General features: G+C 71.7%; 10 protein-coding genes and 2 tRNA genes. 4 read left to right on the forward strand and 8 right to left on the reverse strand.

Features of this window, described 5'->3' with window-relative positions; genetic code table 11:
• Window positions 1-678 precede the first annotated feature (678 nt).
• Window positions 679-1,716, reverse strand: coding sequence for an IS110 family transposase (locus tag JNW87_RS07790; protein WP_109803288.1), 1,038 nt, complete (start codon window positions 1,714-1,716; stop codon window positions 679-681).
• A gap of 569 nt (window positions 1,717-2,285) precedes the next feature.
• Between JNW87_RS07790 and JNW87_RS07795 the strand changes: the two genes are divergently transcribed.
• Window positions 2,286-3,458, forward strand: coding sequence for a tyrosine-type recombinase/integrase (locus tag JNW87_RS07795; protein ID WP_109803287.1), 1,173 nt, complete (start codon window positions 2,286-2,288; stop codon window positions 3,456-3,458).
• A 62-nt stretch (window positions 3,459-3,520) separates the two neighbouring features.
• Here JNW87_RS07795 and JNW87_RS07800 read toward each other — a convergent pair.
• A tRNA-Lys gene (locus tag JNW87_RS07800) sits at window positions 3,521-3,596 on the reverse strand.
• Between the two features lie 187 nt (window positions 3,597-3,783).
• Here JNW87_RS07800 and JNW87_RS07805 point away from each other — a divergent pair.
• Window positions 3,784-5,049 carry an Ig-like domain-containing protein gene (locus JNW87_RS07805; RefSeq protein WP_109803286.1) on the forward strand — a complete coding sequence of 422 codons (1,266 nt, stop codon included), beginning with the start codon at window positions 3,784-3,786 and terminating at the stop codon, window positions 5,047-5,049.
• A gap of 223 nt (window positions 5,050-5,272) precedes the next feature.
• Window positions 5,273-6,586, forward strand: coding sequence for an Ig-like domain-containing protein (locus JNW87_RS07810; RefSeq protein WP_109803285.1), 1,314 nt, complete (start codon window positions 5,273-5,275; stop codon window positions 6,584-6,586).
• A gap of 152 nt (window positions 6,587-6,738) precedes the next feature.
• Here the strand turns inward: JNW87_RS07810 and JNW87_RS07815 are convergent.
• Window positions 6,739-6,811: transfer RNA gene (locus tag JNW87_RS07815), tRNA-His, on the reverse strand.
• A gap of 145 nt (window positions 6,812-6,956) precedes the next feature.
• Window positions 6,957-7,547 (reverse strand): oligoribonuclease, encoded by a 591-nt coding sequence (gene orn, locus JNW87_RS07820; RefSeq protein WP_109803284.1) that lies wholly within the window; start codon window positions 7,545-7,547, stop codon window positions 6,957-6,959.
• Between the two features lie 73 nt (window positions 7,548-7,620).
• Here orn and JNW87_RS07825 point away from each other — a divergent pair, with 73 nt between their 5' ends.
• Window positions 7,621-8,883: a glycosyltransferase 87 family protein gene (locus tag JNW87_RS07825; RefSeq protein WP_109803283.1), complete on the forward strand. Its 1,263-nt coding sequence runs from the start codon at window positions 7,621-7,623 to the stop codon at window positions 8,881-8,883.
• A 153-nt stretch (window positions 8,884-9,036) separates the two neighbouring features.
• Here JNW87_RS07825 and JNW87_RS41365 read toward each other — a convergent pair whose 3' ends face one another.
• The 4 genes from JNW87_RS41365 to JNW87_RS07845 all read right to left on the reverse strand — a co-directional run.
• Window positions 9,037-10,035: a hypothetical protein gene (locus tag JNW87_RS41365; protein WP_375373477.1), complete on the reverse strand. Its 999-nt coding sequence runs from the start codon at window positions 10,033-10,035 to the stop codon at window positions 9,037-9,039.
• 150 nt (window positions 10,036-10,185) lie between these two features.
• Window positions 10,186-10,917 (reverse strand): YcnI family protein, encoded by a 732-nt coding sequence (locus JNW87_RS07835; protein ID WP_109803281.1) that lies wholly within the window; start codon window positions 10,915-10,917, stop codon window positions 10,186-10,188.
• A gap of 18 nt (window positions 10,918-10,935) precedes the next feature.
• Window positions 10,936-12,627: a copper resistance CopC/CopD family protein gene (locus JNW87_RS07840; protein WP_375373478.1), complete on the reverse strand. Its 1,692-nt coding sequence runs from the start codon at window positions 12,625-12,627 to the stop codon at window positions 10,936-10,938.
• A 35-nt stretch (window positions 12,628-12,662) separates the two neighbouring features.
• Window positions 12,663-13,061: hypothetical protein (locus JNW87_RS07845; protein WP_238453388.1), on the reverse strand; the 399-nt coding region annotated here is incomplete at its 5' end.

Raw genomic sequence — 13,061 nt, forward strand, 5'->3', positions numbered from 1 at the left:
CCCGCGCGGCCCGCGATAGTCTCGGCCCGGCTCAACTCTCCTCACAAAGATCCGGTTACTGAGCGGGGGTGGCTGCGGGGGCGACCTGCTCAACATGCGGTTCGAGACTCTCCGGGGACCCACCGGTGTTGCTCGGGTACTCGATGATGCCGCCGGCCGCTTCCAGGTTGGCAAATGGTTGCGAACGGGAAGCTGCGGAGCCACACAGGCTCACTATGCCATCCCGTCTGCCGTCGACCCGCCCTCCTGGGGAGCGGGCCGCCGCCCGGCCCGCCACGTCATCCATGAAGGAGCGGGGCCGGTCAAGGCTGGGGTTTTGACCTGCTGACGTTGATTTTTCCGGTTCCGGCAATGGGTTTCGGGCAGGCGTGTGTGCGGTGCCGGGGTCAACGGCTGGGCCGTAGGCCCACCCCGCAGGGGCTTGGCCTTGACGCCGGCGCCGTGCGCGCCATGCTCGTGATGCCGGAAGGCGTTGCGGGTGGTCGCGTCACCAGTTCCGACCGATGTCGGAGGGGCAGGCCGAGGGGTTCGGCTGCCGGTCATCCATTCGCCCTGCGGGTTCGGGGCATGGTGGTGTGCGACCGTGACCGGACGGGGTCAATCAAGCGGGCGGCCTCGCCGTCGGCCGACGGGGGTCAGACGTGGCACGGCCACGCGTCCGGTCACGTCCGAACCTGCTCACGCCGCCGCCTTGGCCGGTGCGAGGGCGCGGATGTGCCCGTCGCGCAGGCCGTAGTAGACGAGGGCGAGCAGCTTGCGGGCCACCGCGACGGTGGCGATGTTGCGTCCGCGTCGCTCCGCGATGCGGGCCCGGGTGGAGGTCAACCAGCCAGCGGTGTGCGGGACGCCGTGGGCGGCCTCGACCGCGGCCCACCGCACCAGCGTGGAGCCCTGCTTGGTGATCCGCCCCCGGTGCACGACGAGGTCGGACTCGCGGTGCCGCGGGGTCAGCCCGGCCCAGGAGGTCAGCTCCGCCGGGCCGGGGAACCGGGCGACCTCGCCGATCTCGGCGACGAACACCGCCGCCAGGATCGGGCCGACACCGGGGATGGCCTGGATCGCGGTGTAACCACGGTGCCCGGCGAGTCTGGCCCGGATCGGCCCGGCGACCGCGTCGATCTCGAAGTCGACCGCGTCGATCAGCCGGCACAGTGAGGACACCCGCCCTCGGTAGGCGCCGTCGAGCGGTGCGCGGGACAGCAGTTCCCGCCCACCCACGCCGAACAGATCCGATACCGGGATGTGCACTCCCTGTTTGGCCAGCACCGCGTGCACGGATGCCTTCAGCCCGCTGCGCCACGCGACCAGCTTGGCCCGATACCGCACCAGCTCCCGCAACTCGCGCACCGCCGGCGGGGCCGCATACGCCTCCGGCAGCCTGCCCATCCGCAGCAGATCGGCCAGGTCGGCGGCGTCACGGGCGTCGTTCTTCACCCGCCGGTACGCGAACCCTTTCACTCCCAACGGATGCGCCAAATGCACCCGGGCACCGGCCGCGGTCAGCACATCCACCGCCCAGTACCAGCCATACGTGGCCTCCAGGACCACCTCCGGATCCGGGCCGGCCTTGGCGATCTCCAACCCGAGCGCGACCGGGTCGTTGTCGATCCGCACCGTGTCGAGCTTCTCGCCGGTCTCGGTCATCCGCACGATCACCGAACGGCGCCGGTGCAGATCGATACCCACGATCTGCCGACCGTCGTACTCTGCCTGCATGAGGGGCCTCCTTCGTCGTGAGACGTGAGTACCCCGAGCATCCCGCCCGGGACCCACGAGGAGCGAGGCCCCGCTCCTTCATGCCATCAAGCGGACCCTGACGGCTCGTACGGACGCTGGCGGGTCGGGCGGTGGTCTGCTCGGCTCGCCCGGGTCGATGGCGGGCGGGATGGCCCTGCGCAACCACCCACGGACCGCAACGTGCGGATGGAGCCCCGGCCATCCTGGAGTCGTTGCGCCCCCGCCGGAGGCGCACTAGCCGCAACCCCGCGACCGCCGCCAGCTCGCCGACGCGGTCGGCGTGCCCTCTCCTACGCCGCGCGGTTACTGGGCCGCGCGGCCCGGCCGGCTGCCGGCCCACCCTGCCACGGCAACGATCATGTCGTTCTGCGGCGGCCCTCCGGGCTTCCCGCTCTTCGCGCCAGCCGCCGGGCATCAGGCGTGACGGCCGCAGAGCGACAGCGGCAGCGGCCGGCGCGCGCCCTGGCGGCGGCGCGTGCGGCCCGTTCAGGGCCGCCTTGACGCAACGTGAACGGTGAGGGCAACATCCGGCAGCGCAAGGATGGCCGATGGGAGGCCGCACTTGGGTCTACACCAGCGACGGCCGCGAGATCCGAAAGAGCGTCTACGGCACGTCGTGGGATGAGGTCCACGAGAGGCTGACGGCGCTCAAGGCCAAGACACAGGCTGGCGTCCGCGTCGCCGGTAGCATCCAGTCGGTCAGCGACTTCATGGCCTATTGGCTGCGGGACGTGGTGCAGGACCGCGTGCGGCCCAGCACCCTCCGCACCTACGAGTGGCTGTCGCGCTGCTATGTGGTGCCACTGCTTGGCAACCAGCGCTTGGGCAAGCTGCAACCGCCGACGGTGCGTAGCTTCCTCAACCGGGCCAAGGAGACGTGCCAGTGCTGTGCGCAGGGCAAGGATGCTGGGCGGTTGAGTGCGGGGCAGCCGGCTCGGTGTTGTGCCAGGCGTCCGCGCTCCTGCTGCCAGCAGATGCCGTCCGACGGCACCATCCGTCATCTCCACCGCATGATCCGCGCCGCGTTACAGGATGCGGTCATTGACGGGCTGATCCCGGACAACCCGGCCCGCAACCTGCGTCTGGCTCACCGGTACCGGCCACGCTTTACCCCGCTGACCGGCGCGGACGCGAAGCTGTTGTTGAAGGCCGCGAAGAGTGACCGGCTTTATGCGCTCTATGCAGTCGCCCTGGCGCTTGGCCTTCGACGCGGGGAAGCGCTGGGGCTCCGCTGGGAGGATATCGACCTGGTCGAGGGCGTCATATTCGTTCGGCAGACGCTGCAACGTCTCGGCGGCCAGCTCGTCTTCGGCCCGGTCAAGTCCGACGAGTCTGAGCGGGTCATCGCCCTACCTGCCCCGTGCCTGGCTGCGCTACGACAACACCGGGTGAGTCAGAACGCAGAGCGCCAGAGCGTAGGCAAGGACTGGAAGGACTCCGGGTTGGTCTTCACCACGGGCATCGGCACCCCGATCGAGCCGCGCAACCTGAACCGGCACTTCGTGCGGCTGCTGGATCATGCCGGGCTGCGCCGGATCAGGTTCCATGATCTACGCCACTCCTGCGCGACCCTTCTCTATGAGCAGGGCGTCCCCATCGAGAAGATCCAGGACATCCTCGGCCATAGCTCCCCGACCATCACCAAGCTGATCTACGTAGAGGTCACCCGGCAATCCCAGCGGTCGTCGGTCGACAAGCTCGGCTTTCTCTTCGACGCCTGACGTTGGGGTCAAGAGAAGGGGTCAGGCCCGGTCCAGAGGGACCGGGCCTGATGTGTTCCTGCTGGTGCGCCGCCAGGGACTCGAACCCCGAACCCGCGGATTAAGAGTCCGCTGCTCTGCCAGTTGAGCTAGCGGCGCTCGCTGGCAACGGAGAAGACACTAGCACGCCCTCCGACCCGGGTTCCAATCCGATCCCCGGCTCCCCTCTTCGGTCGAGCTTAAGGCGCGAATCGCAACAAAATGCCCACCGTCTGGCGGAGGGGACCGAGGTGGCGGCGTTCATGGGGCACGATGTGCGCCGAGACACGCGAGAGCAGGGGTGGGGATGGGCAGGTTCGCGCGGAGCGGGGCGATGGTGAGCGTCCTGGTCCTGACGGCGTCGCTGGCACTGACCGGGTGCGGCGACGACCAGAAGAAGCCGGCGTTCGTCAGTGGCAGCCAGCCGGCCAGCGTCTCGGCGGCCGAGGGGACGGCGAGCGCCGAGCCCTCGTCGCAGCCGGCCGCCGCGGCGCTCCAGGTGAGTCCGGCTGACGGGGCGGCCGGCCGGCCGGTCAGCACCGAGATCAGCGCCAAGATCCCGGGCGGCGGGAAGGTGTCGAAGGTCATGCTCACCGCCGCGAACGGTGCGACCGTCGAGGGCCGGATGCGCCGCGACGGCTCGTCGTGGGTGCCGTCCGCCGCGCTGAAGTACGCCACCCGGTACACCGCGACCGTCTCGGGGACGGGGACGGACGGCCAGACCCACGAGGGCACCAGCACCTTCACCACCATGGCCAAGCCGAAGTCGATGATCGGCTCGGGGCTGTACATGTTCGATGGCAAGACGTACGGCGTCGGCATGCCGGTGGTGGCCGAGTTCTCCCCGGGCATCCCGAAGAAGGACCGCGCGGCCGTGCAGAAGCGGATGTTCGTCCGCACCGACCCGCCGCAGCCGGGCGCGTGGCACTGGCTCTACAACGGCACCCAGGCGTACTACCGGGCGCCGGAGTACTGGAAGCCGGGCACCACCATCTCCGTACGGCTGGCCCTGGCCGGCATCCCGCTGAGCAACGGCCGCTACGGCAACGTCGACCGGACCGCGACCGCCAAGATCGGCCGCGCCTTCGAGATGAAGGTCGACAACGCCAGCAAGAAGATGAGCGTGTACGAGAACGGCGCGCTGATCCGCACCGTGCCGGTGAGCCTCGGCAAGAAGAGCACCCCCTCCTCCAGCGGCACCATGGTGGTGATGGAGAAGAAGGAGTCGACGGTCTTCGACACCCGGGACGAGGCGGACCCGGACAACCAGTACGTCACGAAGATCGACTTCGCCCAGCGGATCACCTGGGGTGGTGAGTACATCCACGCCGCCCCCTGGTCCGAGGGTGTGCAGGGCCGGGTGAACGTCTCGCACGGCTGCGTCAACGTCTCCATGGCGAACGGCAAGTGGCTCTTCGACCGGACCCTGGTGGGTGACCCGATCACCGTCCGGGGCACCCCACGCAAGCTGGTGCCGGGCAACGGCTGGACGGCGTGGAGCATGAGCTGGTCGGAGTTCGTCGCGGGCAGCGCCCTCCCGGTGCCGAAGGGCGGGGCGGGCCCGGCCTTCTGAGCGGGCAGCCGTTGCCCGGCGGGTCCGTCGGGCAACGGCCCGTGACGATGAAGGCGTGCGCCGACGCCGCCGGTGGAGACGAGCCTCACTCGCGAACCGGAGCAGCCTACCAAAATCGGTGCATCATGGTCGAGGTGTTCCGGTTCACTAGCGGGAACGGGTATCCGAATTCCTGCGTCAGTAGGGGACGATGGCACCCGGGGACCACGACTGTGAGGGAATCATGCGAGCTAGCCAGGACGAGCTGATCCGGCGCGGGGCCGCCGCCCGGCGCGGCGACCGACGCCGCGGGTTCGCGGCGGTGGTGCTCGCCGCCGCCATGGTGCTGACCTCCGCCTGCACCGGGGGCGGCGACGACGGCAAGCCGTCGAGCTGGCAGGGCGGCGGAGAGAGCAAGCCGAAGGCCGCGGCCACCATCACCGAGCCGCAGGCCGACGCCGCCGACGTGCCGGCCTCCACCGCCATCACCTTCACCACGAAGGACGCCCAGGAGACCAGCGTCGAGCTCACGGACTCGACCGGGAAGGCCGTCGAAGGCGAGCTCGCCGCGGACGGGAAGAGCTGGCTCCCCGACGGCGCCCTGGAGTACGGCGAGAAGTACACGGCGACGGTGACCGCGACCGGTGACGACGGCAAGCCGGCGACCGCGACCAGCACCTTCACCACCATGACCAAGCCCGGCAAGCAGATCCGGGTGAGCAGCTTCCTCGGCGACAACCAGGTGGTCGGCGTGGCGATGCCGCTGATCATCCGGTTCAGCCGGGCCATCCCGGAGGACTACCGGGACGACGTCCAGCGCCGGATGACGGTGACCACGAAGCCGGTCCAGGAGGGCGTCTGGCACTGGGTCAGCCCCACCGAGGTCCGCTACCGGCCGAAGAAGTTCTGGCAGGCCAACACCACGGTGTCGTACCGCGTGCAGGCGGGTGGGCTGCCCCTGGGCGACGGCTGGTACGGCCGCTCGGACCTCGCCGTGGACGTCAAGATCGGCCCGTCGTTCGTGATGACCGTCGACAACCGCACCAAGCGGATGACGGTCACCAAGGGCGGCAAGGTGATCAAGACGATCCTGGTCAGCCTCGGCAAGAAGACCACCCCGTCGTCCAGCGGCACCATGGTGGTGATCGAGAAGCTCCGCAAGACGGTCTTCGACACCATGGAGGAGCTGGGCCCCGAGGAGGGTTACCGCACGAAGATCGACTACGCCCAGCGGCTGACCTGGGGCGGTGAGTTCATCCACGCGGCGCCCTGGTCCGAGGGGCAGCAGGGCTCGGTGAACGTCTCGCACGGCTGCGTGAACGTCTCGATGGCCGACGGCGCCTGGCTCTTCGCCAACACCCGGATGGGCGACCCGATCACGGTCAAGGGCACCGAGCGGAAGCTCCAGAACGGCAACGGCTGGACCGACTGGAACCTGAGCTGGGACGAATACGTCAAGGGCAGCGCCCTGCCGTACGAGCCGCCGGCGCAGCCGGGCGACGAGGCCAGCGCCGCGCCCGGCGCGGGAGACGACCCGAGCGCCGAGCCGACGCCCTGACCGAGCACCCCTGATCGCGCACGCCCGCACCGGGCACCGAGCAACCGGAGCCCCCTCCCCCGCCGGAGGGGGCTTCGCCGTTTCCGGACACGGGGCACAGAGGCCGCAGAACGACGGAAGCCCCCTCCCGAGGGAGGGGGCTTCCGGATCCGGGTGACTGATGGGAATTGAACCCACGACAACCGGGACCACAACCCGGTGCTCTGCCAACTGAGCTACAGCCACCATGCGCTCCGCACCGGTCGACCCGGGCGGGGTGCGGACTAATAATAGCCACACCTCGTCCGGCCGCGTCCACCGGGTTCCGGCTCCTCCGCCGGAACCGCCCGGCCGCCCGGTCATGGCGCCGGCCCGGCGGTGGGAGTGCCGGTCAGAGCTGGGCGGCGATGGCCTTGGCGCTGTCCACGTCCGGCCCCGGCAGCGGTACGAAGATCGTCCGCCGGTAGTACTCCAGCTCGCGGATGCTCTCCCGGATGTCGGCGAGGGCCCGGTGGGCCAGCCCCTTCTGCGGCTGCCCGAAGTACACCCGTGGGTACCAGCGCCGGCAGAGTTCCTTGATCGAGGAGACGTCGATCATGCGGTAGTGCAGGTGGGCGTCGAGGCGCGGCATGTCCCGGGCGATGAAGCCCCGGTCGGTGGCGATCGAGTTGCCGCAGAGCGGCGCGTTGCGCGGATCCTTCACGTGCGTGGTGACGTAGTCGAGCACCATGTCCTGGGCCTCGGCCAGGGTGACCGTCGAGCGCCGGACCTCCTCGGTCAGCCCGGACTTGCCGTGCATGGTGCGGACGATCTCCGGCATCCCCTCCAGCGCCGCCTCGTCGGCGTGGATGACCACGTCGACACCCTCACCCAGCACGTTGAGATCGGGGTCGGTGACGAGCGCGGCGACCTCGATCAGCGCATCGCGCGCGAGGTCCAACCCGGTCATCTCACAGTCGATCCAGACGAGAAGATCAGCCACCGGACCAGACTACGCGCAGCCCACCTGCCCGCGCCTCGGCACCGTCGCCGGAGCGGACCGTTAGGGTTTCTCCGTGCCAGCCGAACCCGTCGCACCGCCCGCCGTCACCGATGACGACCCGGGCGGTCGTACGGTCCGCCGGCTCGTCACGGTGGTCGCGCTCGCGGCGGTGCTGCCGGCGCTGTACCTGCCGGGGCTGGTGCACGACTTCTTCGACCTGAAGATCTACATGCGGGCGATGGACTGGTGGGCGGGGGGCCATCCGCTCTACGACTACGTACAGCCGGACCGGGTGCAGGGCGCGCTCTACTTCACCTACCCGCCGTTGAGCGCGTTGCTGCTGCGGCCGTTCGCGCTGCTGCCGCTCGGCGCCACGGTGGCGATCTTCACGATCCTCACCGGGATCGGTGTGGTGGTGACGACGCGCTGGTTGGTGCTGCCGGTCGTCGAGCGGCACCACCTGCCGCGGCTGTTCGGCCTCACGGTCGCCGTCCTGCTGGCCTTCGCCGTGGAGAGCACCCGGGAGACGATCACCTTCGGGCAGATCAACATGCTGCTGGTGGTGCTGATCCTGGCCGACCTGCTGTTCGCCGTACCGCAGGAGCGGCGCTGGGCCGGTGTGGGCGTGGGGCTGGCGACGGCGCTCAAGCTCTACCCGGGCATCTTCATCCTCTACCTGCTGGTCACCCGGCGCTGGTGGGCGGCGGCGGTGGCCGCGGCGACGGCGGCGCTGGCCACCCTGCTGGCGGCGACGGTCGCGCCGGCCGACTCGTGGCGGTTCTGGACCCAGGAGCTCTGGGCGACCGACCGGGTGGGGCGCACCGACTACACCGGCAACCAGTCGCTGTTCGGCCTGCTGAGCCGGATCACCGCGCCGGAGAAGCCGAGTCAGCTCCCGTGGCTGCTGCTGGTCGTGGTGGTCACCGGGTTCGGGCTGTGGCGGGCCGCCCGGGCCGCCCGGGCCGGCGACGCGCTCGCCGGCCTCACCCTGACCGGGCTGGTCGGCGGGCTGGTCAGCCCGATCACCTGGACCCACCACCTGTACTGGTTCATCCCGGCGGTGGTGGTGCTGGTCGACGCCGCGTTGGACACCGACCGGGGCGCGGCCGAGGGGGTTCGCCAGCGCTGGTGGCTGCTCACCCTCGCGGTCGGCACCGCGTTCGTGATCATCTACGGGGTGGTGTCCTTCCAGGACTGGGGCGTCGCCCCGGCGCGGACCGACAACCCCGGCGAGTTCGTCGCCCGGAACGCGTACGTGCTGCTCAGCCTGCTGTTGTTGGCGGTGCTGCCGACGCGGCTCCGGTGTCGGTCCGCCGAGCCGCCGGCTACATCCTGAAACTTGCACCAAATGGACAGACGTCGCGAGCGGCTGTGATCGGCGCTAATCTAGTCACAACTACCTCAAGTTTCTCCCAGGTAGCACCGATCCCCCGGTGACGGTGGCCCTCCGCGTCGGCAGCGCGGAGGGCACCCGTCGTTCCGGCGGCCGTCAGCCGTCGGCGGGGTCGTCCGGCGACGCCGGCCGGGCCGGGCCGTCCACCGGGACCGGACGGGCCGTCTGCTCGGGGGGCCCGGGCGGCCAGGACCAGGTCGTCGTCATCCCCGGACTCGACGGCAGGTCGGCGGGGGTCTCCGGCCGGCGGCTGGGGACCGGGCCGATCGCGGCCCGGGAGCGCCCGGCGTGGGCCGAGCCGACCGAGACGAGTTGCCGGTCGGCCAACGGCGGCCGCCCCTCGGCGGTCTTCTGCGGGCCGAGGCCGCTGAGCGAGGTCACGCCGAGCCGACCGGCGAGCACCGGGACCTGGTCCGGCTCGACGACGAAGACCACCTCGCGCGGGCGGACCGGGCGCAGTAACAGGGCCACGGCCAGCACCACCAGCAGGATCCCGCCGGCGAGTAGCCCCCACGCCGCGGCCGGGAACCATTCCGCGCGCAGCTCGGCGCGCAGGTCCAGGGCGAGGTCGGCTGCGCCGTCGGGACGCATCACCACCAGGCTCAGCGACCTGTTCGACAGCTCACCGGGGGTCCACTCCAGCGCGCCGACTCCCTCGCGTACCCAGAAGTCCTGGCCGAGCGGGACGGTGGCGACGGCGGCCGGCCGGCCGGGCCGGCCGGGTCGAGCCGGACCGGGAGCGGGCCCCGGGCCAGCGCGACCCGGCCGGACGGTGGCGTGCGGGACGGGGTCGAGCCAGCGCCGCACCTGGTCGCTGGGGGCCAGGCCGAGGAAGGCCGGGCCGTCGGCGGTCCGGGCGGTCAGCCGGAGCCGGGTCTGCCCGGTCCGGGCGAACGGGGCCTCGGCGCGCAGGAGAGTGTCCACGTCGGTGACCACGATCGCCCGGCCCGGGGTGCGGACCGTCTCGAAGCGGGCGCCGAAGCCGCCGTCGGGGTCGGCGTGCCGGGCGACGGTCCACAGGCCGCCGCCGGCGAGGAGCGCCGGAATCCCCATGGTCAACAGCAGTATTCCGGCGATCGTTCGCACGAACCGCATTCGCGTCGTCCCCCTCGGTAGCCAACTACCCGGCCGACCTTACCGATGTGAACCGCACAATCGCCGGATATCCACGGCAAGGACCCAACGGACCGCAGAAAGGTCGGTGGCCCGCCGGAAGATCCGACGGGCCACCGACAAAGACGCAGTTCAGGGCTTCGGCGTGGGCTCCCGCCGGGTCCGCAGGAAGGCCAGGCCACCCAGGACGAGGCCGGCCAGTCCGGCCACCAGCCCGGCGATGCCGAACGCGGTGCCGGCGCCGTCGGAGTCGTCGTCGGAGTCGTCGTCACCGGCCGGGGCGGCGCCCGCGCTTCCGCTCGGCGCGGCGGACGGCGAGGCGGCGGTCAGGGTGAGCACCGGGGCCGGGTTCTCCGGCTCCTCCCCACCCGGCGTCGGCTCCTCGATCCAGCGGGCGATGTTGCCGTCCGAGTAGGTCTGGAGCACCTTGAACACCATCCGGTCGACCTGCGGCAGCGGTCCCATCGAGACCGGGAACTCCTGGAACTCGCCCGGCTTCACGCCGGCGGTCGCGGCCGCCGTCCAGGTCAGCTTGGACACCGCCTCGGTGAGCTGGCTGCCGTGCACGTCGACCGGCGGGTCGACCTTGCGCTTCTCCACCGCCACCGTCCAGCCCGGCACCGGCATGGTGGACACCGAGCCGACCGGGGCGTTCTCCGGCAGCACCACCTCGACCTTCGTGGTCGAGGCGGTGTCGCTCTCGTTCGGCACCCGGAACGCGAACCGGCCGTAGCCGCCCTGGGTCGCCTCCTTCGGGTTGACCGTGACGTGCGCCGAGGCGGGACCGGCGAGGCCGAGCACGGCGGTGGCGACGGCGGTGAGCGCGAGCGCGACGGCGGTTACGGGACGCCGGAGACGGATCATGTGTCTGAGAGCCTTCCGTTACTTGATCGGCACGGTGGCGGTCACCGTGGCCTGGTCGATGTCGGTCGTGCGGACGGTGACGCGGAGCTGCCACTCACCCGCGGCCGGGAGGTTGATCTCCCCGGTCGCGTGGTTGTCGGTCAGCGGCAGCAGCGGGATCTCGATCGGCTCGATCCCCGCCGACGGCAGGGCGGCGGTCGCCTTCCACTCCTGCACCGGCTGCGGCCGGTTGTCCTTGGTGTACGCGTAGAAATGCACGGAGTTGTTGCCCCGCTCGGCCGGGTCCAGCTCCACCTGCACGGAGGCGACCGGGCTGGACAGGGTGGTGGAGAAGTAGCCGGTGGTCGTACCGGCCACGTCGGTGGCGGCGGTCCGGGCCGGGGTGGTCTGCACCAGCGTCGCCGAGACACCGAGCACCACCGCCGTGATCGCCAGCTCGACCCAGATGGCCCGGCGCACCCGCCCCGGACGCTGCGCCGCGGTCCGCCCCCGCACCAGTGTCCGGGAGTACGCCGCCACCCCGATCACCAGCGCGAACAGCACGATCTTGGCGAGCAGCAGCTGCCCGTACGTGGTGTCCACCAGGGCCTTCGGGGTGGCCACCTCGATCAGCCCCTGCACGGTGCCGGCGAGCAGCAGCGCCGCCACGGCGAGGGCCGCCCAGCGGGACCAGATCGGCAGGATCGCCCCCAGCTCGCGCTCGTCGGCTCGGCGCAGCAGGAACACCGCGAGCATCACCAGGCCGCCCAGCCAGACCGCCATGCTGCCCAGGTGCACCGCGTCCACCACCACGGAGACGGCCGGTGCGGGCGAGGCGGCCGGGTGCCCGGCCAGCGGCCAGGTGAACAGCGCGGCCCCGCCGAGGACGGCCAGGATGATGCCGTCGGTCCGGCCGATCGGCCCGGCGAAGAGCGGCCGGAGCAGGAACGCCGCCGCGGCGAGCAGCCCCAGCCGGACCAGGTGGGCCGTGCCGAACGCGCTGCCCACCACGTCGCTGAACCCCGAACCGGTCACGTCGGACAGCCCGCCGCCGGCCGTGTACGGCACCTGCAACCACAGGTCGGCCAGGGTGGCCACGACCAGCAGGCCCAGCCCCGCCCAGGCCAGCCGGACCGGTCCGCGTCGGGGCAGCCGGCGCGGCCAGAGCGCGGCGAGCACCAGCGCCGGGCCGACCAGCAGCAGCAGTCCGGCGTAGCCGAGGTACTTCGCCACCTTCACGGCGTTCCCCACCACCGGGTCGGCGCGGTTGTCCGAGCCGGTGTCGACCGGCGGCGGCGACGGCGCGCCCACCGAGTAGGTGAACGCGCCGGAGACCGGGTGGCTGTCGGCGGAGATCACCCGGTAGCTCACCAGGTAGGTGCCGCGCACGCCGGAGGGGTCGACCGGGATCGTCACCACCGCACCGGAGAAGGACGGTTCACCCCGGTCGGCCCGGGAGCCGTCGGGCGCGATGACCCGGACCTTGCCGGGCACCTTGCGGACCCCCTCGCTGAAGGTCAGCACCACCTCGGCGGGCCCGCTCGGCACCACCGCCGAGGCCGCCGGGCTGCTGCTGACCAGCACGGCGTGGGCGCTCGCCGGGCTTGCCGGGGCGAGCAGCAGGGCGACGAGGGCGACCAGCAGACCGGTGGCGGCGCCCAGCCGGGCGGCCCATCGACGGTCGGCGACGGCCACGGGCCGGCGGCGTACGGCAGGAATCATGACCATCATGCTCGCCGACCGGGCCCGTTCGCGGCGACCCGGCCTCACCCGCGCCCCGGCGCGAGCGCGGTCGGCAGCCGGCGCGGCGGCTCCCCGCTGACCCGGCCCAACGCCCAGAGCAGGCCCGCCTGCACCACGGCGGCCAGGTGCCCCAGCTCGTGCACCAGCGCGGTGCTCGACCGGGCGACGTCCACCGCGCTGGTGCCGGCCAGGCAGACCGCCAGCACCAGCGCCACCGGCAGGAACGCCCGGGCCCGCTCCGGCCGCCAGGCGGCCAGCGCGAACCCGACCGCGAGGGCCGCGTCGAAGGAGGCCATCTCGCGGCTGGTGTGCGGATCGGCCTCGACCCCGAAGCCGGCCAGCAGGATCGGCAGCGCGATGGCGAGCTGCGCCACCGCGGCCACCGCCACGGCCACCCGCAGCACCTGGCGCCGGGCCCGCAC

The organism is Micromonospora sp. ATA51 (assembly GCF_016802855.1).
GTDB classification, from domain to species: Bacteria; Actinomycetota; Actinomycetes; order Mycobacteriales; family Micromonosporaceae; genus Micromonospora; species Micromonospora sicca.

Excerpts from the sequence above, each read along its gene's own strand:
- JNW87_RS07790 (WP_109803288.1), bottom strand. The coding sequence starts at position 1,716 with ATGCAGGCAGAGTACGACGGTCGGCAGATCGTGGGTATCGATCTGCAC.
- JNW87_RS07795 (WP_109803287.1), top strand. The coding sequence starts at position 2,286 with ATGGGAGGCCGCACTTGGGTCTACACCAGCGACGGCCGCGAGATCCGA.
- JNW87_RS07805 (WP_109803286.1), top strand. The coding sequence starts at position 3,784 with ATGGGCAGGTTCGCGCGGAGCGGGGCGATGGTGAGCGTCCTGGTCCTG.
- JNW87_RS07810 (WP_109803285.1), top strand. The coding sequence starts at position 5,273 with ATGCGAGCTAGCCAGGACGAGCTGATCCGGCGCGGGGCCGCCGCCCGG.
- JNW87_RS41365 (WP_375373477.1), bottom strand. The coding sequence starts at position 10,035 with ATGCGGTTCGTGCGAACGATCGCCGGAATACTGCTGTTGACCATGGGG.
- JNW87_RS07835 (WP_109803281.1), bottom strand. The coding sequence starts at position 10,917 with ATGATCCGTCTCCGGCGTCCCGTAACCGCCGTCGCGCTCGCGCTCACC.
- JNW87_RS07840 (WP_375373478.1), bottom strand. The coding sequence starts at position 12,627 with ATGATGGTCATGATTCCTGCCGTACGCCGCCGGCCCGTGGCCGTCGCC.